At 50.6% G+C, this 21,775-nt stretch carries 20 protein-coding genes; 12 read left to right on the top strand and 8 right to left on the bottom strand.

Translation table 11 applies throughout. The features are described 5' to 3' along the window. Positions 1-30 precede the first annotated feature (30 nt). From H9I36_RS06985 to H9I36_RS06970, 4 genes are all read right to left on the bottom strand, one after another. Positions 31-1,107 carry a substrate-binding domain-containing protein gene (locus tag H9I36_RS06985; RefSeq protein ID WP_021330428.1) on the bottom strand — a complete coding sequence of 359 codons (1,077 nt, stop codon included), beginning with the start codon at positions 1,105-1,107 and terminating at the stop codon, positions 31-33. 76 nt (positions 1,108-1,183) lie between these two features. Next, positions 1,184-2,221 (bottom strand): ABC transporter permease, encoded by a 1,038-nt coding sequence (locus H9I36_RS06980; RefSeq protein ID WP_187384648.1) that lies wholly within the window; start codon positions 2,219-2,221, stop codon positions 1,184-1,186. Positions 2,222-2,224: 3 nt separating this feature from the next. Then, positions 2,225-3,196: an ABC transporter permease gene (locus tag H9I36_RS06975; RefSeq protein ID WP_255422695.1), complete on the bottom strand. Its 972-nt coding sequence runs from the start codon at positions 3,194-3,196 to the stop codon at positions 2,225-2,227. 33 nt (positions 3,197-3,229) lie between these two features. Beyond that, positions 3,230-4,726, bottom strand: a complete 1,497-nt coding sequence (locus H9I36_RS06970) for a sugar ABC transporter ATP-binding protein (RefSeq protein WP_187384646.1) — start codon at positions 4,724-4,726, stop codon at positions 3,230-3,232. 289 nt (positions 4,727-5,015) lie between these two features. Here H9I36_RS06970 and H9I36_RS06965 point away from each other — a divergent pair, with 289 nt between their 5' ends. The 7 genes from H9I36_RS06965 (at position 5,016) to H9I36_RS06935 (ending at position 11,694) form a co-directional block, all read left to right on the top strand. Next, positions 5,016-5,942, top strand: a complete 927-nt coding sequence (locus H9I36_RS06965) for a sugar-binding transcriptional regulator (protein WP_021330437.1) — start codon at positions 5,016-5,018, stop codon at positions 5,940-5,942. A 31-nt stretch (positions 5,943-5,973) separates the two neighbouring features. Then, positions 5,974-7,548: an autoinducer-2 kinase gene (gene lsrK, locus H9I36_RS06960; protein ID WP_187384645.1), complete on the top strand. Its 1,575-nt coding sequence runs from the start codon at positions 5,974-5,976 to the stop codon at positions 7,546-7,548. A 94-nt stretch (positions 7,549-7,642) separates the two neighbouring features. After that, a complete protein-coding gene (locus H9I36_RS06955) occupies positions 7,643-7,996 on the top strand; it encodes a cupin domain-containing protein (protein WP_021330467.1) in 354 nt (117 codons plus the stop codon). Between the two features lie 100 nt (positions 7,997-8,096). Continuing rightward, positions 8,097-9,872 carry a hypothetical protein gene (locus H9I36_RS06950; RefSeq protein WP_187384644.1) on the top strand — a complete coding sequence of 592 codons (1,776 nt, stop codon included), beginning with the start codon at positions 8,097-8,099 and terminating at the stop codon, positions 9,870-9,872. Between the two features lie 78 nt (positions 9,873-9,950). Beyond that, on the top strand, positions 9,951-10,241 hold the full coding sequence (locus H9I36_RS06945; protein WP_255422694.1) for a type II toxin-antitoxin system HicA family toxin: 291 nt from the start codon (positions 9,951-9,953) through the stop codon (positions 10,239-10,241). Positions 10,242-10,243: 2 nt separating this feature from the next. Then, positions 10,244-10,453, top strand: a complete 210-nt coding sequence (locus H9I36_RS06940) for a type II toxin-antitoxin system HicB family antitoxin (protein WP_187384643.1) — start codon at positions 10,244-10,246, stop codon at positions 10,451-10,453. Between the two features lie 119 nt (positions 10,454-10,572). Next, positions 10,573-11,694 carry a CobW family GTP-binding protein gene (locus H9I36_RS06935; protein ID WP_187384642.1) on the top strand — a complete coding sequence of 374 codons (1,122 nt, stop codon included), beginning with the start codon at positions 10,573-10,575 and terminating at the stop codon, positions 11,692-11,694. A 97-nt stretch (positions 11,695-11,791) separates the two neighbouring features. Here H9I36_RS06935 and H9I36_RS06930 read toward each other — a convergent pair whose 3' ends face one another. Further along, on the bottom strand, positions 11,792-12,712 hold the full coding sequence (locus H9I36_RS06930) for an SPFH domain-containing protein (protein WP_187384641.1): 921 nt from the start codon (positions 12,710-12,712) through the stop codon (positions 11,792-11,794). 126 nt (positions 12,713-12,838) lie between these two features. Next, positions 12,839-13,435 (bottom strand): NfeD family protein, encoded by a 597-nt coding sequence (locus H9I36_RS06925; RefSeq protein WP_255422693.1) that lies wholly within the window; start codon positions 13,433-13,435, stop codon positions 12,839-12,841. A gap of 50 nt (positions 13,436-13,485) precedes the next feature. On the opposite strand from H9I36_RS06925, the gene H9I36_RS06920 reads away from it, so the two are divergent. The 4 genes from H9I36_RS06920 (at position 13,486) to H9I36_RS06905 (ending at position 18,979) form a co-directional block, all read left to right on the top strand. Then, complete coding sequence (locus tag H9I36_RS06920; protein WP_187384640.1) at positions 13,486-13,818, top strand: metal-sensing transcriptional repressor; 333 nt, start codon at positions 13,486-13,488, stop codon at positions 13,816-13,818. 13 nt (positions 13,819-13,831) lie between these two features. Beyond that, the gene (locus H9I36_RS06915) at positions 13,832-16,420 is read left to right on the top strand and encodes a heavy metal translocating P-type ATPase (RefSeq protein WP_187384639.1); all 2,589 of its coding nucleotides are present in this window, start codon (positions 13,832-13,834) and stop codon (positions 16,418-16,420) included. A 219-nt stretch (positions 16,421-16,639) separates the two neighbouring features. Then, on the top strand, positions 16,640-17,386 hold the full coding sequence (gene gpmA, locus H9I36_RS06910) for a 2,3-diphosphoglycerate-dependent phosphoglycerate mutase (RefSeq protein ID WP_187384638.1): 747 nt from the start codon (positions 16,640-16,642) through the stop codon (positions 17,384-17,386). Positions 17,387-17,596: 210 nt separating this feature from the next. Then, positions 17,597-18,979, top strand: a complete 1,383-nt coding sequence (locus H9I36_RS06905; RefSeq protein ID WP_187384637.1) for a hypothetical protein — start codon at positions 17,597-17,599, stop codon at positions 18,977-18,979. Between the two features lie 24 nt (positions 18,980-19,003). Here H9I36_RS06905 and H9I36_RS06900 read toward each other — a convergent pair whose 3' ends face one another. Both H9I36_RS06900 and H9I36_RS06895 read right to left on the bottom strand, forming a co-directional pair. After that, the gene (locus H9I36_RS06900) at positions 19,004-19,408 is read right to left on the bottom strand and encodes a VOC family protein (RefSeq protein ID WP_187384636.1); all 405 of its coding nucleotides are present in this window, start codon (positions 19,406-19,408) and stop codon (positions 19,004-19,006) included. Then, entirely contained in the window at positions 19,405-20,133 is a 729-nt protein-coding gene (locus tag H9I36_RS06895; protein ID WP_239446918.1) for a FadR/GntR family transcriptional regulator, read from the bottom strand. Before H9I36_RS06895 ends, H9I36_RS06900 begins: the two co-directional genes overlap by 4 nt. A gap of 376 nt (positions 20,134-20,509) precedes the next feature. On the opposite strand from H9I36_RS06895, the gene H9I36_RS06890 reads away from it, so the two are divergent. After that, on the top strand, positions 20,510-21,757 hold the full coding sequence (locus tag H9I36_RS06890) for an ABC transporter substrate-binding protein (protein ID WP_187384635.1): 1,248 nt from the start codon (positions 20,510-20,512) through the stop codon (positions 21,755-21,757). The last annotated feature ends 18 nt before the right edge of the window (positions 21,758-21,775 follow it).

Genomic DNA, 21,775 nt, shown 5'->3' with positions numbered 1-21,775 from the left:
GCCGGTTTTACTACGCGTTATAATTTCGATTTAGAAATTATATTTGTCCATGTTTTCTTTGGTAAATACGGCGCGCTCGGGAAGGAGCACGACGCCGGAATCGTTTGCCGTATAGGCTTTCGGATCGAGCACGGTGTTCGGTTCGACTTTTACGGTACCGATCGTCGGGATATCGATCGTATCTCCGACTTTCATGCTGTGACCGGTCGCAGCCCAGTATGCGAGATAGCAGGAAATCGCGCCTTGGATACCGCAGTCCCACAAACCCCAGCGGGTGAGGATACCTGCGCGGCAGTAATCTTTGATCGCATTCGGAGTTGCAAAACCGGTGATCGTCACGTTCTTTTGATTGAGTCCGAGGTTTTGCGCAGCCTGGCACTGGCCCGGAAGAGCGGTCGAATCGTTACAGATGATCAAGTCGATGTCTTTGTGCGCGGAAAGGACGGCTTCTCCGACGGTGATTGCGCGCTCGGCATCCTGATTCGAATAGTAATTGGAAGGAGCGACGTTGACCCATTTCGGATATTTTTGACGGATATACTGCTCACCCGCTACGTGCCACGAGTTTTGATCCGTGACCGTCGCCTGCGAATAGTGCCAGCAGTATTTGATCGTATCCGCGTCGGGATTTTTGCCTCTCTCTTTCAAAGAAGCGACGCCCATGTCGACGAGCATCTTACCGAGTATATCGGGCGTACCCTGACTTGTCATAAGCAAGCGTGCGTCGGGATTTGAATCGGAATCCCATGTCATAACCGCGAGTCCCGCTTTGCGCGCGGCTTTCAGAGCCTGATCAACGCCGGCCGCATCGACGGTCGAAATCGAAATCGCATCCGCACCCTGCTGAATCGCATTGTTGATGATATTGACCTGATTCGCGACCGCAGCATCGGGACTGCCGTCATACTTTACGGTAAAGCCGACTTGCTTTGCAAGTTTTTGCGCGCCTTCGTTTGCCACTTCAAAAAAAGCGTTGCCGCTGATTTTCGGAATGAACACGACAACAACGTTTTTTTTCGAACCACCGCCGCCTTCGTTCGCGCCGTTCGCAAATGCAAACGAGCCGACCAAAAGCGCCGCCAACATGATCGACAACAGTTTTTTCATAAATACCTCCTGATATTTTTCGTCGTCTGGCAGTTTTATTTATTAATAATTTTTCAAAAACGGGCATTTCGAAAAATTATTTTTGCGCAGCACTAAATTCTCCCGCCGTCCGCCGCGTGCACTCCGGACGGAATTTTCCGACAATGCATTTCAGCGAAAAACCCTGCGCTGAAAGCCCTCGCGACGCGACGATGATGAGCAGCAGTATGCCGACGGGTATGTCGAGGTACTGCGTGTTCAATCCCGCCATCGATAAACCGAAACGCATAATGCCGATGACGAGCGCCGAAAGTGCCGTTCCTAAAATCGTACCGGTACCGCCGGTGATCGCCGTTCCGCCGAGCACGACAGCCGTAATGATCGGAAGCGTGAGCTCTTTACCGAAATCCGCTTTTGCCGTGCCGAGGTACGACGTAAGCACGATGCCTGCAATCGCCGAGCCGATACCGGAAAGCGCGTATGTCGTCATCACGATAAACTTCGTATTGATGCCGGAAAATTCCGCGGCGTTCGGATTGATACCGCAGAGGTACACATAGCGGCCGTACTTCGTACGGTGCAGAATAAAATAAGCGATAAACGCGATCGCGATAAAGAGCAGTATCTGCGACGGAACGATGCCGAAAAAGCGGAACTGCGTAAAGGCCGTAAACGCGGAAGGAAAACCGCTGATGCCTTTGTAGAGTTCGACTTTTGCAATGCGCGTGATCGAAATCGCCATACCCGAATATAAAAACGAACCGCCGAGAGTTACGACCATGGGTGGAACCCTCGCATAGGCGATGATAAAGCCGCTCAAAAGACCGCACAGCGCTCCTGCGACAACTGCGATGAGGCAGGCGGCATACACGTTCACGCCGCTTTGGAAAATGACACCGACGACGATCGACGTGAGACCGACGATGGAACCGGCTTGAATGTCCATGCCGCCTGCGATGATGACCATCGTCACAAAGAGCGAAATGATACATATCGAAATAAAATCGTTGATCGAACCGAGCAATACCATCGGGCGCAAAAAGCGCGGATTCAAGATGCCGAACAAAACGATTTCGCACGCGATGACGGCGACGAGCAGCAATTCGTTTGTAAAAGTAAATCGTTTCTTTTCCATAAATTATCTGCTCCCCTCTTCCGCCGTCTTTGCCAAAAGCCGCGCTTTGCGCGCTTTTTCGATCGAATGATGTTCCAAAAGACCGTCTACCGTAACGATCGTTATCAACAGGATGCCCGTAATCGTACTGTCGTAGTCGGAAGAAAATTTCAAAAACACGAGGATGCGGTCGATCGACGCCATAATGATCGCTCCGATAGATGCGCCGAACAGAGAGCCGACGCCGCCCGAAAGGCTGATACCGCCGAGCACGCAGGCTGCGATCGCTTTCATCTCGTAGCCGTTTCCCGCAATCGGCGTTACGAATCCGATGCGGCTCACATAGATGCATCCGGCAATCGACGCGAAAAGCGAACACAAAACGAACGCGCTTATCTTCGTCCGCTTTACCGGAATACCGATGAGTTCGGCTCCTCCGACGTTGTCGCCGACCGCGTAAAAATTGCGGCCTAAAGAAACGCGGCGCAACAGCACAGAACCTCCGATCGCAATCGCAATCGTTACAAGATAAAACCACGTAATGCCGCCAAGCGTTGCCTGGCTCAACGCTTTGTATGCGAACGGGACGTTTTCCACCCACTTGCCGCCCGTATACACGTAGATGAGTCCGCGCACGACGCCGTTTACGCCGAGCGTCATGATGATGGAAGGAATGCCGAGGTAGACGAGTCCGAAACCGTTTATAAGGCCGCACACGATGCCGATAGCGACTGCGGCAAAAATCGCGAGCGCCCACGGAGAGCCGTCGCGGATCAAGCTCGCGCTCACGGCGGAAGCAAGCCCCATGACCGCTCCGACCGAAACGTCGATTTCACCGATGATGAGCACAAAGGCGATCCCGATCGATAACAGAGCAAACACGACGCTCGAATTGACCGTCTGCATAAGATTCCGCGCGGCAAGAAAATCGTGATTGACGATGCCGACGAGCAAAAACAGTACGACCGTGACGATGAGCGAAGAAAGGCTTCTCATTTTGAAAAATCGATTAAAAGACATGCGCCGCATTTATCCCACCTTTTCCTGTTCTACACCGAACGATGCCGCCATCAGCGCGTCTTCGTTGATTTCGTCTTTTGCGAATTCGTGATTGATCCTGCCGCGATACATCGTGACGACGCGGTCACTCATCGCGACGATCTCTTCCATATCGGAACTGATGAGCAAAATCGCTATGCCCGTTTTTTTCAATTCGTTGATGATCGCGTATACATCGCTCCTCGCTCCCGCATCTACGCCGCGCGTCGGTTCGTCGAGGATGACGAGGCGCGGATTCGTCGAAAAGCATCTGCCGATGATAACCTTTTGCTGGTTGCCGCCGGAAAGGGAACCCATCTCCTGCGTATCGTCGGTCACTTTGATATGAAAGCCCGATATGTATTTTTCGGCAAGCAATTTTTCGCGCGCCGTATTGATGAGGATCTGCTTTAAGCTCGCAAGCCTGACCGGCGTGATATTGTTGCGCACCGTCGTCAATTTGAAAATACCGTTTAAAAATCTGTCTTCGGGAAGATAGTTGATGCCCTTTTCGATGATCCGCTTCGTCTTTAAGCCGGTGATGTCTTCGCCGTTCAAATACACTTTTCCGCCGAGCACTTTATCGCGTCCGTATACGGTCGTCGCAAGTTCGGTCTTTCCCGCGCCGACGACACCCGTCATGCCGAGCACTTCGCCCGAATACACGTCAAGGTTCACGTCGGCGAAACCGTAACCGCTCAAATTTTTCAAAGAAAGCACGAGTTCGCGTTTTCCCGGAGCGGCTGAAAGATTTTCGACATGCACTTTGCTCATGCTTTCGGGAGCAAGCCCTTTGAGCAGCATATCGTACGTAAAATCCTTTGTGTCGCCGTTCATCGTAATCGTGCCGTCGATCAAAAGCGCGATACGGTTCGCGATGACAAACACTTCGTTGAGCCGATGCGTAATATAGATGACGCTGACCTTTTTTTTCTGCAGCTCTTTGATGATTTTAAAAAGCGAGTTCACTTCGTCAAACGTAAGCGACGACGTCGGTTCGTCGAAAAACATAACGCGCGCGTCTCGCATGAGACCGCGGAGGATTTCGACGAGCTGCTGTTCCGCAATCGAAAGCGTACGCGCCGTGCGGTTGAAATCGAGCTTCCAGCCGAGCTGAGAGACGATATCCGTCAAGCGATCGTGCAGTTCGCTTTTATTACCGGGGATTCCCATGACGACGTTTTCTTCGAGCGTCATATTCGGGAAGAGCATCGGCTCCTGCGGAATAAGGTAAACACCCGACGCGAGAGACGCCGACGGATTTCCGAAGTGCAGCGGTTTCCCGTCGACGAGTATTTCGCCTGAATCGGGCTTTTTGATACCCATAATCGTCTTTACGAGTGTGCTTTTTCCCGCGCCGTTTCCTCCGATAAGCGCGAGCACGTCGCCGGGATACACATCCAAGTCAATGCCTTTGAGCACAGCGTTGGAACCGAAAGATTTATAGATTTTCCGTACCGACAACATCGGGCTTACATCGCCGCCCATAGTTCGATTCCCCTTTTATATCTATTTTATATTAGAACTTTTGTTCTAATCAAAAACATTTTTATTATCTCAAGTATAAAACGGAAATTTCGTTTTGTCAAATAAAAACTATAAAATTTAACGAAATTTATATATTCGATACCGATAAACCGATATACTGACAAAATACCGGCAGAATCGGCTGAAATTTATTACCGATATATATATTTTTTTGTTGTGTTTTTTTTAATATCGTGATATTATGTTCATAAAGTGATATTTTGTTCAAATTAGGAGAAAAAAATCGAAAATGACGGCCGACTGGGAAAAAGAGCTTATCGTGCGAACAGCATGGTATTATTATATCAGGAAAAAAACGCAAAAAGAGATAGCCGATATGCTTTCCGTTTCGCGGATGCGCGTCATCCGTCTGCTCGAAAAAGCCGAGCAGGAAAACGTTGTTCAAATCACGATCCACACGAATTTTCGCGGCAGACTCGAAGCGGAACAGGCGCTCATCGATTCGTACGCTCTTGCCGACGCTATCGTTATTCCGTCCGATGAAATGTACACGTCGGCTTCGCTTAACGACGCGATTGCAAAAGCGGCGGCTATGTATATAGATGAACATTTTTCCGACAATCCGATCATCAATATCGGTTACGGAGACACGACCGGCCGCTTTATGAATTATTTTTCACAGATTTCGAAAAAAAGGCCGACTTATGTATCGCTCACCGGAGGGGTCAGCATCTATTTGCTGAATACGCAGTCGTCTGCAGGCAACGCTTCCCTCTACCTCATCCCTGCGCCGTTGGCCGCATCGACGCCGGAAATGGTAAAAGCGATCAAAAAAGAAAGTGCCGTCATCGAAATAGCGCGCATGCATACGACCGCAAGCTGTTCGGTTATCGGTATCGGCGGCGTCGACGACAATGCGACCGTCATCAAATCGGGTATCATACAAAAAAGCGATTTCGATTTTTTGAAAATGTGCGGTGCCGTCGGAGACGTACTCGCCCATTTTTTCGACGAAAACGGCAAGTTTATCACAAGCGCTACCGACGAACACTTGGTGACCTACCCTCCCGAATCGCTGAAAAAACTGCATAACGTTATCGCCGTCGCGGCAGGAAGCGCAAAGTACGTTGCGATCAGGGCGGCACTTCGAGCGCACTACTCCGATATCCTCATAACCGACGAGGATACCGCGCGTTGGCTTGTAAAAAATACATGATGATCGAGCGACAACACGAGGAGGCATAGTTATGGATAAAAAGTATTTAATGGCCGTAGATGCCGGTACCGGAAGCGTCCGCGCCGTCATTTTCGACGTACACGGAAACCAGATCGAATGCGTGCAGGAAGAGTGGAAGCACCTCGAAGATCCGAACTATCCGGGCAGCATGAATTTCGATTGGGAAAAAAATTGGAACGCGGCAAAGCGCTGCATATCGGAAGCGATAAAAAAATCGAAAATCGAAAGCGGCGATATCGCGGCCGTTTCCACGACGTGTATGCGCGAAGGGATCATCCTCTACGATAAAAACGGAAAGGAACTGTGGGCTTGTGCAAACGTCGATGCTCGCAGTACTGCCGAAGTCATCCAATTGAAAAAGATGTCGCCGACGCTCGAACACGAACTCTATCTCGAATCGGGGCAAACGTATTCGTTGAGCGCCCTTCCGCGCATCCTTTGGGTAAAAAACAATCTCCCCGACGTATACGAAAAAACCGCCGCGGTCGGCATGTTCAACGATTGGCTCATCTATAAGATGAGCGGTGTCCTCGCCGTGGAGCCGAGCAACGGTTCTACGAGCGGACTTTTTTCGCTTGAAACGAGAACATGGGACAAAACGATAGCGGAACGCTGCGGCTTAAAAAGCGATATATTTCCCGAATCGAAAGAATGCGGTACGCTTGCCGCCCGCGTCAGCCGCGAAGGCGAAAAAGAAACGGGTCTCAAAGAAGGCACGCCTCTCATCGTCGGCGGAGGCGATGCGCAGCTCGGCACGATCGGCGTCGGAGCGACGGAAGCGAACGATGCGGCGGTTTTCGGCGGAACATTTTGGCAATACGAATACAATACCGCAAGCGGAAAAATCAACGACCGCTGCGACATCCGCGTCAACTGTCACGCTCAGCCCTCGCTGTGGCAATACGAAGCGCTCGCATTTAAACCCGGCCTTTTTATGCGGTGGTACCGCGACGGATTTTGTGCCGAAGAAAAAAAAGAAGCCGCTTCTCTCGGAAAAGACGTATACGCGCTTATGGACGAACGCTCGGCAAAAATTTCCGTAGGTTCGCACGGTATGTTTTGTACCTTTACCGACGTCATGAATTTTTCCGCGTGGCGGCACGCAGCTCCGACCTTTACGAACTTCGATTTGGATGCCGACAAATTCAACAAATATACGTTTTACCGCTCCATACTCGAAAGCACGGCCCTCGTCACCTACGGCCATATGCAGCTCGTCAAATCAGCGACGGGAAGCATGCCGCATGTCGTCACCTTCGCAGGAGGTGCTTCGAAAAGCAGACTGTGGTCGCGGATTGTCTGCGATGCACTCGGCCTTCCGCTCCGCATTCCCGCAGTAAAAGAAGCGACGGCGCTCGGAGCTGCAATGCTTGCGGCAACGGGAGCCGGCATATACGCGAACGTCAAAGAAGCGGCGGATGCCATGGTAAAAATCGAAGCGACGCTCGAACCTGATGCGGAAAATCATAAAAAGTATATGGAGATGTATAAAACGTGGCGGAAAATATACGATGCGGAGCTCGGTTTAAGCGATGCGGGCGTTACAAACTATATGTGGTCCGCTCCGGGCGTCGGCAAACATTGAGTTTTTAGAGGCACAAATTATTAATTAATAATCAACAATGATTATCGATATCGGCTGCGATGCATACGTATGCAAGTTTTTATGGAGGAATACAATGTTTATAGTGGATGAAAAAGACAAAGAGTATCGTTTTAAGGACAGCGGTCCGAAATATCTGATGAAAGGGCCCCGCATGAATTTCGCAATTGTGCAGTTCCAAGCGGGGCAAGATTTCCGCGCTCACTATCATGATATAATGGAAGAAGATTTTTACATACTTGAAGGCGAAGTCGATATTGTCGTAGATAACGTCGTCCATCATTTGACAAAGGGGCAGTTTATCCACATCGAACCGAAAGAAGTACACTACGTGATCAACCGTTCGAAAAGCGTCATGCGCATGGTTTCATCACTCGCACCGTACCGGGAAAACGATAAAATCGAAGTCGATAATCCCGTACTCGATTGAAAACTTTAAAATGAGGAAGTCATTACAGACGACGGCGTAATCGACATCGTCGCCCGCGAATTCGAGTTTGGTTGCAAACTTGATTATACAGGAGGTGTATATGAATCGATTGAAGAAAAAAGGAATGCGGCTGGTATTTGCTGCGGCATTCGTCGCAATTCTCGCATCCTGCACATCGAACCGCGTCGCAGTATTAACCGAACGCGTCCGCGTCATTCGAAATCAGGAAGACATGAACGCTCTCCTCGGTTTCAACGGAGACTGGTCGGCAAACAGTAAAATCGGTTTTTTAAACGGCGATGTCCGCGAATGGAAAGCGGCCGATACGGGTTTGCCGTTTGACGGCGTCGTCATCGAACGCGGCGCAGATGTCAAAGTATGCGTACCCGGCAAAGTCGTATCCTACGGACAAAAAACGCTTTTTGTTCCGGCAGGAAAATTTATTAAAATAAAATCGGGTGCCAAACTGCAGATCTGGAGCGGCAAAACTCTGTACGATTTCGATACGTTCCACTTTATCGTCGGCGGCACGGGTACAAACAATCCCGAAGTATCGCAAAAAACGGCCGGCACGGCGGCGGTAAGCATTCTGAACGATTCTTTCAAACATGCGATCGACATCGATAAGGGCGGCACGCTCATACTCGGTTCGAATAACGCAAATGCAAACGACTCGGCGGTTCTCTGGCTCGCAGACGGCAGGTCGATCGGAGCAGATGGAAATCCGAGTCCCTATGCAGGTTCGATCCGCATTGACGGTGATCTCCAAATTGCATGCGGCGCAGGTGCGGGCGTCGCTAAAATCCGTACGGTGCGAAATCTCAGAGGCGCAGGTTCGACGCTGACGGGAAGCGGCAGATTGTATATTCACGGATTAAATAAAATACACGGAAATGCGATCTTCGCGATCAACGAATTCGACCGCGGAGAATATTCGGACGGTATGGATTGGATCGACGAGCCGTATATCAAACTCGGCACAATCGAAATCGTCGCGGACGGAATCGAAGGCATCTACAATCCCGACGGCACTGTCGACGGAAGCCCCGGATATAGAAACAATGCAACGGCTGGCTTTTACTATGTCGCACCGAGCGGTACAATCGACGTCGATCACATGATCGTAAAATGCAATAACAAAGGTACGACGGCTGACGCAACCGTGGCGTTGGCAAATTTCAACACCGAGCGCGGTATTCTCGGCGGCAAAGTAACGCAGGCCGGACCGAAAGCCCGGCTCGGAGATGTGTACGTCTACAATGCGGCCGAAAAAGACAAAGACGGCCCGCTTTCGGCAATATATACCGTACAGGGCGTTTTCGACGCGACCGTCGACGGTAAAGTAAAAATCGAATGCCCGAACGGAGGAGCCGCGGCAATTGTCGCGACGGGACACAACCGGTGGACAGGTGCGGAAAAAACGGTTTCGCGGATGGGCTCGGTCGAAGCGACGGCAAAAGGGAAAAACGCGTTTTTCCAAAGCGCAGCCTTTAACGGATTCGGCACCTATGTAAAAGGCGACGTCAAAATCAGCGGATACAATGACGGCAAGATCGCTCCGTTTATCGGCGCGGTTCCTCCGGGTCCCGATATGGGAAAAGGCGGCAAGCCCGGCATTGCGCCCGAAGCAGAAGACGTGCGCAATGAACAATTTATCGTTCAAGGCGGCATCGTCGACATAGGCGGAAAAGTTTCGGTTGAAAATACGAATAAAAATTTCTACGCGCTCGTAAGCAACGAAAAAGATGCGACGACGACGGTAGGTTCGCTCTTTATCAACGGAATGCCTATCGGTGCAAACGAAAACGCATCGACGACAGGAGCAACGGGTCAATCCCGCTTTATAAACGAAGGTACGTTTACGATCAAGCAATAAACTTCGCATAAAACGGGTGTTTTAAAACTTGCGGCCGCGCACGACGCGCGGTCGTTTTTATTATAAAAAAGCATTCGCATGCTTGATAAAAAAATCGATGCCATATATATTTTATTAAATATGTCGTCGGCAGATAAAATTATCGCTGCAGTATTAAGCGGTACGAAAGATAAAAACATAGCGTTCGCGGATCTATGTAAATTATTGACCGCGCTCGGATTTGTCCATCGAGTAAAAGGCGATCACTTTATTTACTGGAAAGACGGTATCCCCGAAATTATCAATATTCAACCTAACGGAGACAAAGCGAAAGCTTATCAAGTACGGCAAATACGTGCTATCATTTTGAAATATCACATGGAGGTATAGCCATGCATAAATATGAACGAATCATCTATTGGTCGGAAGACGACGGTACTTTTATCGTCGAAGTGCCGGAGCTGCCCGGATGTATGGCTGACGGTGATACCGCCGAACATGCATTGCAAAACGCCGAAATTGTCATTACCGAATGGTTGGAAACCGCAAAAAAACTCGGCCGTGATATCCCGGTACCGAAAGGAAAACTGATGTACGCTTAAAAATGCGTGGCGGCAATGGCACACAGACAGCGCATTGCCGAATAGATAAGCGATACCGAACAAACCGCATTTGTCATTTTTTCATTTTTTCATTATATTATAACGATAAGGATATTATCATGGAAAAAAAATTGACACCGATTACGCTCCTGTGCGGGTACCTCGGAGCGGGAAAAACGACGCTTTTAAATAACGTTCTGACGAATCAAAAAGGCTATAAAGTCGCCGTCATCGTAAACGATATCGGAGAGGTAAACGTCGACGCGAAACTCATCGCCGACGGCGCGAAGATCACCGACACGAGCAGCATCGTTCCGCTTACCAACGGCTGTATCTGCTGTACGCTCAAAACGCAGCTCGCGCAAAATATCGAAAATCTTATTAAAACGGGCAAATACGATTACATCATGATCGAAGCGAGCGGCGTATGCGAACCCATGCCGATCGCCCAGGAACTCGAAACGATTTCAAACGGCAAACTCGACAATGTCGTCGGCGTCGTCGATGCGAAGCGCCTCGTCGACGAATTTTCCGGCGGAGATGCGCTGCTCAAAGAAAAAGAAGAAGACGATATAGAATCGCTGCTCGTCCAGCAGATCGAATTCTGTTCGACATTATTAATTAATAAAATCGATTTGGTGAGCGAAGCCGAATTGAAAAAAGTCCGCGCCGTCATCAATACGATCCATCCGAACGTAAAGATCATCGAAACGCAAAACGGCAAAGTACCGGTCGAAGACATCATGGGCACGGGATCGTTCGATTTTGAAAAAGTATACGGAAGCGCCGGCTGGTGCCGTGCACTCGAAGAAGAGGAAGAAGAAGGCGAACACCATCACCACAAAGAAGAAGGCGACAGCGGCAGCGACGAAGACGAATACGGCATCAGCACTTTCATCTATACGAGGCGAAAACCCTTCGACCGCGTAAAGCTCGATTCGTACGCGAACCGCTGGCCGAAAAACATTATCCGTTGCAAAGGCGTCATGTGGTTTAAAGACGAACCTGATATGGCGTGGGTATTCGAAACGAGCGGACGCCAAATCCAAGCGGGGTATTCGGGCGCATGGCTTGCCGCGTGTCCGAAAGCCGAACAGGAACAAGTGCTCGCAGAAAATCCGCAGATGAAAAAAGATTGGGATGCGAAAGTCGGCGACAGAATGATAAAGCTCTGCATCATCGGACAGGATTTGGATAAAGAAAAAATCTCGAAAGAACTCGACGAAGTTCTCGCGGATTAAAAAAAGCAAGTTTTCGCTCATCGGCACAGGTCGCCGATGAGCAATCGGTTTTCGGGCGGCGCCTTTTGCACTTCTGCCGCCCGTTTGAAAGCGTCGATTACTTTTTCCCGATTTCGCCGATCGCCGATACGACGCCTGCAAGATTTTGAAAATCCGCCGGTACGATGATTTTCGTCGCCTGTCCGTTCGCGGCTTTTTCAAGCGTTTCAAGGCTGCGAAGCTTCACGACCGCTTCGTCGATGTGCACATCTTTGATCATCTGCAATCCGGCTGCCGTCGCCTGCTGCACTTCGCGAATCGCTTGAGCTTCGCCTTCGGCTTTTCGTATCTGCGCTTCTTTTTCGGCTTCCGCATGTAAGATCGTCGCCTGCTTTTGGGCTTCGGCTTCGAGAATGCGTGCCTGCTTTTGTCCTTCTGCGACGAGGATTTCCGACTGCTTCTGTCCTTCGGCGATCAATATCTTTTCGCGCCGTTCGCGTTCGGCGCGCATCTGCTTTTCCATCGCTTCGCGGATCGCTTCCGGCGGCATGATGTTTTTTACTTCGACGCGGTTTACTTTGATGCCCCACGGATCGGTCGCTTCGTCGAGTATCGAACGCATCTTCGTGTTGATGACGTCGCGGCTCGTAAGCGTCGCATCCAAATCCAGCTCTCCGATAATATTGCGCAGCGTCGTCGCGCTTAAATTCTCGATTGCGAGCATCGGATTTTCGACGCCGTAGGTATACAGCTTCGCATCGGTGATCTGCATATAGACGACGGTATCGATTTTCATCGTAACGTTGTCCTTTGTGATGACCGGCTGCGGCGGGAAATCGAGTACGCGTTCTTTGAGCGACACTTTATTTGCGACGCGGTCGATAAACGGCGTCTTTACATGCAAACCCGTCTGCCACGTCGTGATATACGTGCCGAGCCGCTCGATTACAAAAGCGCGCGCCTGCGGAACGATTTGAATATTCGTGATGACGAGCACCATGACGATAACGATCACTGCGATGATAACATACAAATTCATATTTCCTCCAAAAAATATTAATTAACCTGAATGGCAAGTTCGAAAATATTTCCAAATAACAGTATGCTTTCGGCAGGAACTTCGTTCGCCGGTTCACACCGAAAGCTGTGAGCTTGTTAATTGTCCTCATTCTTTTACGGGAACGACGACGGCGGTATTACCTTCGAGGCGCACGACTTCGCACTCCGCCCCTTTTTCGATCGTTTCGCCTTTTTCCGACCGTGCCGTCCACACGATGCCGCCCGCTTTTACCGCACCCTTATCGAACTGCGTCATGCGTTCCGTAGCGAGCACTTTTTTGCCGATAAGGCTGTCCGCGTTCGTCGGCATTTTTTTTGCGAGTTTTTTTGCCGCAAGCGGCCGTGTAAAGATGAGCAACGCGAGCGAAAGCGCGACAAAAATAAAAAGCTGCCACTTGAACGGAATCGGTGCGAGCGAGAAAAAAATCATCGCAAAAGCGCCGCACGCAAACCAAATCGTCGTGAGCGCCAGCGTAAGCGATTCGATGACGATGCAGAGAACGACGACGATGAGCCAAAACCACGGCAAATTATTCAAAACAACCATCGGCATGGTTGCAGTATAGCATAAAAATCGTTTTTTGTGTACGTGTCGCACTCCTGTATCGCGGTTGTACAGGGAGAGGTGAGTGTCTATGCCGGTTGCGTTTTTTTGGATTTGATTTTTTGCAGCCACCCATCCGTCCGACTGTGCGCTTGACATATACCCCTTGGGGGTATTATAGTGAAGATGAGCTTTTGCAGGGAGAAATGATGGCAAAGAACGGCAAGGAAAAGGCGGCGTCGAAGAAGACGTGTGCGCACTGCCAATACAAACACACGCCGCGTGAAGAAACGTCCGTGAGGCAGCTCCATTCGCGCTTGAATCGGATCATCGGACAGTTGAACGGTATCAAATCGATGCTCGACGAAAACCGCTACTGCGGAGACGTGCTCATTCAAGTTTCCGCCGCCGAAAGCGCACTTCGTACCTTCGGCTATGTGATCTTGCGCGACCACTTGGAAAGCTGCGTTACCGAAGAGATTAAAAAGGACAATACGAAAATCATCGATGAAACGATGAGTTTAATAAAAGGACTCAAATGATGAGGCAATGTATATGACAAAATTTTCGGTAAGCGGTATGACGTGCGCTGCGTGCAGCGCCCATGTCGAAAAAGCGGTCGCCGCAGTTCCCGGCGTCGAAAGCGTTTCGGTGAGTCTTTTGACGAATTCGATGAACGTCGATTTTGTATCCCCTGCAAGTGCCGAGGCGATCTGCGCTGCAGTCGATAAAGCGGGCTACGGCGCTTCCCTCGATACGAAAGATGTGCGCGCGGCGGATGCGGCGTCAAAACGCGCGTCGCTTGAAGATACGGAAACACCGCGCCTCGTAAAGCGCCTTATCGCGTCTCTCGTTTTGCTCGTGCCGCTCATGTATGTGTCCATGGGGCACATGATGTGGAAGTGGCCCGTCCCGCTCGCCGTGCACAACAATCCTGCATCGATCGCGCTCTATGAAATGCTGCTTGCGCTTTCCGTCATGCTTATCAACAGGCGGTTTTTTACGAGCGGTTTTAAAAGCTTTGTACACGGAGCGCCGAATATGGACACGCTCGTCGCGCTCGGAAGCGGAGCTTCATTCGCATACAGCACGACCGTTTTGTTTTTGATGACCTTTGCGATGGCTTCGGGCGATATGAAGAGCGCACATGCGTACCTGCATGACCTGTATTTCGAATCGTCGGCGATGATCCTTACGCTCATCACCGTCGGCAAAACGCTTGAGTCTTACAGCAAAGGAAAAACGACGAACGCGATCAAATCGCTTATGGACTTGGCGCCGGAAAAAGCGCATGTCGTGCGTGATGGAAAGGAAGTAACGATTCCCGCGTCCGAAGTAAAAGTCGGTGATGTGTTTATCGTGCGGCCGGGAGAGCGTATTCCCGTAGACGGAACGGTGAGTGAAGGGGCGAGCGCGGTAAACGAGTCCGCTCTTACCGGAGAAAGCCTCCCCGTCGATAAAGAGCGAGGCAGTGAGGTGAGTGCTGCGACATTGAATCAAAACGGATTTCTCACGTGCCGGGCGACCCGCGTCGGAAGCGACACTTCTTTAAGCAAAATTATCGATATGGTGGAAAACGCCGCCGCAACGAAAGCGCCCGCAGCAAAGCTCGCGGATAAAGTGTCGGGTATCTTCGTCCCCTCCGTCATTATTTTAGCGGTCGGTACGGGGATCGTGTGGCTCGCTGCGGGCGCGGAAGCAGGCTTTGCCCTTGCTCGTGCCGTGAGCGTGCTTGTCATCAGCTGCCCCTGTGCGTTAGGCCTTGCAACTCCCGTCGCTATCATGGTCGGAAGCGGACTCGGCGCAAAGCACGGCATTTTGTTTAAAACGGCCGCCGCCCTCGAAGCCTGTGGTAAAACGGACATCGTCGTGCTCGATAAAACGGGGACGCTGACGGAGGGGAAGCCGCGTGTCACCGACATATACACCGACGAGAGCGAAGAAAAATTATTAAAAATTGCTGCAAGCCTCGAAGCGAAGAGTGAACACCCGCTTTCACGCGCGCTTATGGAAGCCGTTGCGGAACGGCGCATTGCTTACGAAAGCTCGGAGGATTTTGCCGCGCTTCCGGGATTCGGAGTGCGCGGAACGGTCGCGGGCAAAAGCGCGTTCGGCGGAAATGCGGCACTTATGGAAGAGCATCATGTACTTTCGGCAAGCTTAAAAGAAAAGGGTGAAGCCTTTGCCGAAGAGGGGAAGACGCCGCTCTATTTTGCCGAAGACGGAAAAGCGCTCGGCATCATAGCCGTAGCCGATGTTGCAAAATCCGACAGCGCCGAAGCGGTCCGAACTCTGTACGATGAAGGCATAGCCGTTGTCATGCTTACGGGTGACAACCGCCGTACAGCGCGGGCGGTTGCAAAAACGGTCGGCATACGCTCGGTCGTGTCGGACGTGCTTCCCGACGGAAAGGACGAAGTTGTTTCGCGTCTTCAAACATACGGGCGCGTCGCAATGGTCGGCGACGGTATAAACGACGCTCCCGCTTTAACGCGGGCGGATATCGGCATCGCGATCGGAGCCGGTACGGACGTTGCCCTCGATGCGGCCGATGTCGTGCTCATGAAATCGACGCTTTCGGATGTAAGCGCTGCGGTAAATCTGTCGCGCGGCGTTTTGACGAACATCAAAGAAAATCTTTTTTGGGCGTTTTGCTACAACGTCATCGGCATTCCCGTTGCAGCGGGAGCGCTGTTTCCCGCGTTCGGGATCGCGTTGAATCCGATGCTCGGAGCGGCGGCGATGAGCTTGTCGAGCTTTTGCGTCGTCACGAACGCGCTGCGCTTGAATCTCTTCGACATATACAAAAAGCGAAAATCGAAAAAGCGGCCGGCCGAACTGCCGGACGAAGCGTTTACGGCGGACGGCAAAGCGGCAAATACGTTTACAGCCGCAGACGGCGCTGTAAACAAGGATATAACGGAGGAACAAAACATGACAAAGACGATTGCAATCGACGGAATGATGTGCGACCACTGCCGCCGGCACGTCGAAAAAGCGCTTTCGGCGATCGACGGCGTGACGAAAGTAGACGTAAGTTTAAAAGACAAAAACGCGGTCGTTGCGCTTTCAAAAGATGTGGATGAAAAAACGCTTTCCGATGCCGTAAGCGAAGCGGGCTATACGCCGCTCGGCGTCCGCTGACAAACAAGCGGTCGGCATTGAATTGCGATCGACGGTGCGGGCGCGCCGTAAAATGGGGCAGGGCAATTGACTCGGAAAATATATTCTCCAAAAAACGTATACGCTCCGGTTGCCCGACACGGCGCAATGCGCTATGATAGCGTAAAGTCGTGCGCCGCTTGAATTTTACGCTCGTCGCGCAGGCGTGTGCATGATTGATTTTTTTTATAAGAGGTAAATATGAAATTGGTACTTATTCGGCACGGTGAAAGCGAATGGAACAAATTGAACCTTTTTACCGGCTGGACGGATGTGGAATTGTCCGAAAAGGGGCAGGAAGAAGCGAAACAAGCCGGAATCACATTGAAAAAAGAAGGCTTCGATTTCGACATCTGTTACACGTCGTTTTTAAAACGCGCGATACACACGCTGAACTTTGCGCTCGCTTCGATGGATCGCGAATGGCTGCCCGTCATAAAAACGTGGAAGCTGAACGAGCGGCACTACGGCGCACTGCAGGGAATGAACAAAGCCGAAACTGCGGAAAAATACGGCGAAGATCAGGTGAAAATCTGGCGCCGCTCTTTCGACATAACGCCGCCGGCTTTGACGGAAGATGACGAACGCAGCCCCCGTTCTCAGGAAGCCTACCGCACGGTAAAAGACAAATCGGTGCTGCCCTTGACCGAAAGCCTTGCGACGACGATCGAACGCGCAGTTCCTTATTTTGAAAGCGAAATCAAACCGCACATGCAAAAAGGCGAGCGCGTGCTCATCGTTGCGCACGGCAATTCGCTTCGCGCCCTCGTAAAATATTTTGAAAATCTGACGAAAGAAGAGATTTTGGAAGTGAACATTCCGACCGGCGTTCCCCTCGTATACGAATTCGACGACAACTTCAAAGTGATCGGAAAAAAATACCTCGGCGACGAAAAAGCGATCGCCGAAAAAATGGCGGGCGTCGCGAATCAGGGCAAAAAGAAATAATCGGAAACGTGGCTGTCCGAAAACTTTAGGGAACCTCTAAAAATCGCAGTTTTTAGAGGTAACTTTGAAAATGCGATGTCGTAACTTGCGATACTGGAGTAAGTTACAACTCGTCGAGATTTCGAAAAAATCGTTGAAAGCCGGTTTTTCGAGATATCCAATCGCTCGTTAAAACTTTCTTTGTATGACTCAGGAGATTACGATCAGGCTATGAAAAAATTATGTATTGTTTTTGCCGCTCTCGGTGTGATCGGTGCGGCTTCTCATGCTCAAGTGCTGCAGAGCACCGGAGTGGAAAATACGCTGTGGACGGGATTCGGAGGACCGCTCGGCTCGCAGCGTGCAAAATATTACGGCTTTATCGATACGCTGCAAGCTCGTGTAGACGTCGGTATGTTCACCGTCGACGGCATGATCAATTGGGGTGCGCTTGCGCGCTGGAACGACGGTAACAATACGCTCGATAATTTTTCGCTCGAAAATACAGAACGTTCGGCGCTTTCGTACCACTACTATAACGGCGGAGAGAATACGAACAACGTGCACCGCATAGGAGCGCCCGCAGGCGTAACGTATAACAACGCCGCGAACGGACATTTGAACACGCGGTCGGATTCGTATTATATCAATTTTTTAATGCATCCGTTTAAAAGTTTCGATGCGGGTGTCGGCACAAAGCTCAACTGGTCGGTCGGTCCCGCTCCGGGTTACGGCAATTGGGTGTGGAAAGCCGATGCGCACATACGTGCCGGAGGTTTCAGTACGGCGTACGACGATCGGCACGGCGTCGCGGGCGGCAGCAACGATTGGAACGTGTGGAACGGAGCGGCTCACCGCTATCGGTATATCCCCGATGCGCCCGGTTCCTACGATGTCGTCGGTTTCGTCCCCGTCGCAAACAAATACGCAAAGACGGCGATCGGTGCGCGTTACCGCTATAAAGATCTCTTCCAAATAGGAGCTGCGATTCCGAGCGGCGCAAACACCGATGCCCCGATTATTAATTTCGGTTTCGAACTGCACCCGATCGATTTTTTGCACGCGGCCTTTGCGTATGAGGGGCTGTTCCAACAAGACGGCAATCTGTATGCCGGTGCATCGCTCGTATTTACGAAAAAATTGGCCGTCGATGCATGGTTCGGATGGGATTCGATCGACACGAACAAAAGCGAAACCGATATGGCGTGGACGACGGGAGCGGCGGTCACGATCGGTTTTCCGAAGATCGATTTAACGCTTCGTCCCGAAGGCGGCATAAACTGGTTCGAAGATCGGAACTATACGCCCGCCGTCTATGCGGGCATCCTCGCGCGCTTCGGTATTTCCCGCAGGATGATTTTGAGCGGCTGGTCGTCGCTCGCGTGGGGATCCTACGATAAGCGGTGGCACGATTCTGACTATGCCCAATACGCGCAGACGAAAGATTACAACGGCGGTTTTATTTTCGACATTCGTCCCCAGTTTACGTTTTTGCTTACCCCTCGTCATTCGTTTACAGCAGACTTCGACTACGAAAACCGTACCGCTTTCGACGGCAAAAACCGTTCGGCGTGGTCTTTCGGATTTTATTGGACGTATACGTACGGCGTATGATTCGAAAAAATGCGGCCGTGCAGCCTACGCGATATCCGTTTTATATTCGATGAGTTCGATTTCGACGCCGTTCGGATCCAAAAAAAGCCCGCTGTAGACGCCGTTTTTTTCGTCGTCATGCACGGGGATATGAAACGGATATCCCGCCTGCGTGATGCGCTTTTCCCATCCCGATATGTCGGTGACTTCGAAAGCGCAGTGCCGATACGCACCCTTGTCGTTGAGTTTGCCCTTATGGTCTGCGACTTCGTAGAGGTATTGGTTAAGCTCTATGCGCTGACCGCCGGGCACTCGGAAATATCTGAGGATGTGATCGCCGCAGTCTACCGTCTGCTCTTTTTGGAATCCCATAACATCCGCGTAAAACGACATCGTCTTTTCAAGGTTTTTTACGATGATGGTGATGTGATCGAGGCGTTTTATTTTCACGGTTCTTTCTCCCGTTTTTTATTGATGACGGCGCCGATGTCTTCCCTCACTTTATGCAGGTGGCGGATCATCGCTTTTTGCGCCTTTTCTTTATTTCTCGAAGCGATCGCCTGCAGAACGGCACCGTGTTCGGCGACGGTGTTGTCGGAATTCTTTTTTGCCGTGATCGACATCGTGCGGTACTGTTTTAATTCTTTGAGCAGCAGTTCGCTTATCTGTTTCAGCAACACGTTGTGGCTCATCTTTAATATCTGCGAATGAAACTGTTCGTCGAGCGATACGAGGCGCGGAACGTCGTTTGCGGTATTCGCTTTCGCAAACTGTTCATGGATGTCGGCGAGCTGTCGTATCTCTTTTTCCGTTCCCTTGACGCTCGCAAGCGATGCGGCGAGCGGATCTATGGCAAGGCGGACTTCTATAAAATCTTCCAGATTCGGTGCGCTTGAAATAAACCATTGCCGTATGGCTTCGTATGTGTCGTTCGGTTTTTTGCTGCGGACGAAGGCGCCTTTTCCCGCTTGCAGTTCTACATATCCCTGCGCTTGAAGCTGGTACAGAGCTTCTCGAACGGATGAGCGGCTGACATGCATCAATTTGCAGAGTTCTAATTCGGCCGGAAGTTTTTTTCCGACCGGAAATTGTCCGTTTTCGATCGATTCTTTTATCGAATCGACAATTTGCGACGTAACGGAAATTCGCATAATCGGTTTCATATTGTCTGACATCAGACTATAATACATTTTTTCGTTTGTCAATGATAAAACTCCCGTTTTTTCGCGCGATTTTTCGAAAATTTCACGTATTTTTTCCTTGACAATTTGAAAATACGGTGTAGAATATTATTGTAGGATTGTCAGACAAACAGTCAATCATGCAAAAGTTTTTATGAGAGGAGGATAAAAAGCGTCGTCTGAGATATCGCCGCCGCTTTTTATTTCGAGTTTGCAGTGCAAACTCGACTATCTAACGTGTGCGCGAGGGCGCACGGCTGAAAACTTTTTCGGAAATTGATATTTCCTGCAAAAGTTTTTATGAGAGGAGGATAAAAAGCGTCGTCTGAGATATCGCCGCCGCTTTTTATTTCGAATTTTAGGAGGTAATATGAAAAAGATGCTGTCGCGGCTATGGGTCTTTATCGCTGCTGGTACGCTGGTGTTTGCGATGGGAGCAAACGATCCCGCTTCGTCGGGAGGAAAAACCGTGCGTTTCCGCTATTGGGCGGATACGACCGCATATTCGCAGCTGATGCAGGATATCATCAAAAAATTCAATGCGGAAAACGGCAAGGGCATTACCGTCATCGGCGAAGAAGCTGCGTGGGACGGAGGTGCGTTTTCGGAGAACCTGTTCAATGCGGCTATGGGCGGCGGCGATATCGACTGCGCAACGTGGAAATTGACTGCGACGCCGCTTTTTGCGAACAATAATCTGCTGCTCGATTTGACGCCCTATGTCGACAAGTGGGAAAAGAAAAACGATATCGATGCCAATATTTGGAATGTGATGAAGCAGGCGGGCGGCTCGAATAAAATCTATGTCATGCCGTGGAATATCCAAGTGCTCTACGTGTACTATAGGCCTTCGTATTTTAAGAGAGCCGGCATTTCCGTTCCGAAAACGTATGAGGAATTTTTGGACGCGGTAAAAAAATGTACGATGGATACGAACGGCGACGGTAAAACGGATGTCTACGGTTTCGGTATGCGCGGCGGCAGAAACGGACATGAACCGTGGGGCAGCTTTATCCATGCGGCCGGCGGTAATTTTGCCAAGCTCGATTCGCCCGAAGCGATCAAAGGTATGCAGGATTTTATCAATCTGTATAAAAACGGTTATGTCCCGCCGACAGCGACGAGCGACGGTTTCAGCGAAATCATGGCAAATTTCAAGTCGGGGTTGACGGCCATGACGATCCATCATACCGGTTCAGCCGCCGATATGGTAAAGATATTCGGCGACGACGTATCCGCGTTTCCGTTTCCTTCAGGCAAGGGGCGCTGGACAAGCATGGGCGATACCGATACCGCTATTTTCAAATCGTGCAAAAATCCCGAAGCGGCGTTCGAATGGGTCGCATACCTCGCGGCGGGAGAAGGCGAGCGGATGTGGTGCGAAGGTACGGGAAATATTCCCGTCAGCAAAACCGTCGGCGCGCGCGAGTATTTCCAAAGCAATCGCTTTATGAAAGCTTCGCTTGACGGGCAGAGTTTCGCAGGCATCCTTCCGATCCGCGATACGACGACGGAATTCGTCACGACGCTGTGGCCCAACACGGTTTCACAGGCCTTGACCGGAAAAATCTCGGCAAAGGAATGCATGGAAATACTCCAAAAGGGTTTGTATCGCTAGTAATTTCCCGTTAACAAA

Origin of the sequence: Treponema sp. Marseille-Q4130 (genome assembly GCF_014334325.1) — a bacterium.
GTDB lineage: Bacteria > Spirochaetota > Spirochaetia > Treponematales > Treponemataceae > Treponema_D.
This window is presented reverse-complemented; position numbering and strand designations above follow the sequence as displayed.

Bases quoted from the DNA above. Each gene is read 5' to 3' on its own strand.
- H9I36_RS06955 (WP_021330467.1), top strand. From the start codon at position 7,643: ATGTTTATAGTGGATGAAAAAGACAAAGAGTATCGTTTTAAGGACAGC.
- H9I36_RS06985 (WP_021330428.1), bottom strand. From the start codon at position 1,107: ATGAAAAAACTGTTGTCGATCATGTTGGCGGCGCTTTTGGTCGGCTCG.
- H9I36_RS06890 (WP_187384635.1), top strand. From the start codon at position 20,510: ATGAAAAAGATGCTGTCGCGGCTATGGGTCTTTATCGCTGCTGGTACG.
- H9I36_RS06895 (WP_239446918.1), bottom strand. From the start codon at position 20,133: ATGTCAGACAATATGAAACCGATTATGCGAATTTCCGTTACGTCGCAA.
- H9I36_RS06920 (WP_187384640.1), top strand. From the start codon at position 13,486: ATGGCAAAGAACGGCAAGGAAAAGGCGGCGTCGAAGAAGACGTGTGCG.
- H9I36_RS06915 (WP_187384639.1), top strand. From the start codon at position 13,832: ATGACAAAATTTTCGGTAAGCGGTATGACGTGCGCTGCGTGCAGCGCC.
- H9I36_RS06950 (WP_187384644.1), top strand. From the start codon at position 8,097: ATGAATCGATTGAAGAAAAAAGGAATGCGGCTGGTATTTGCTGCGGCA.
- H9I36_RS06970 (WP_187384646.1), bottom strand. From the start codon at position 4,726: ATGGGCGGCGATGTAAGCCCGATGTTGTCGGTACGGAAAATCTATAAA.
- H9I36_RS06975 (WP_255422695.1), bottom strand. From the start codon at position 3,196: ATGAGAAGCCTTTCTTCGCTCATCGTCACGGTCGTACTGTTTTTGCTC.
- H9I36_RS06965 (WP_021330437.1), top strand. From the start codon at position 5,016: ATGACGGCCGACTGGGAAAAAGAGCTTATCGTGCGAACAGCATGGTAT.
- H9I36_RS06930 (WP_187384641.1), bottom strand. From the start codon at position 12,712: ATGAATTTGTATGTTATCATCGCAGTGATCGTTATCGTCATGGTGCTC.
- H9I36_RS06940 (WP_187384643.1), top strand. From the start codon at position 10,244: ATGCATAAATATGAACGAATCATCTATTGGTCGGAAGACGACGGTACT.
- H9I36_RS06980 (WP_187384648.1), bottom strand. From the start codon at position 2,221: ATGGAAAAGAAACGATTTACTTTTACAAACGAATTGCTGCTCGTCGCC.
- lsrK (WP_187384645.1), top strand. From the start codon at position 5,974: ATGGATAAAAAGTATTTAATGGCCGTAGATGCCGGTACCGGAAGCGTC.
- H9I36_RS06905 (WP_187384637.1), top strand. From the start codon at position 17,597: ATGAAAAAATTATGTATTGTTTTTGCCGCTCTCGGTGTGATCGGTGCG.
- H9I36_RS06925 (WP_255422693.1), bottom strand. From the start codon at position 13,435: ATGTCAAGCGCACAGTCGGACGGATGGGTGGCTGCAAAAAATCAAATC.
- H9I36_RS06935 (WP_187384642.1), top strand. From the start codon at position 10,573: ATGGAAAAAAAATTGACACCGATTACGCTCCTGTGCGGGTACCTCGGA.
- H9I36_RS06945 (WP_255422694.1), top strand. From the start codon at position 9,951: ATGCTTGATAAAAAAATCGATGCCATATATATTTTATTAAATATGTCG.
- gpmA (WP_187384638.1), top strand. From the start codon at position 16,640: ATGAAATTGGTACTTATTCGGCACGGTGAAAGCGAATGGAACAAATTG.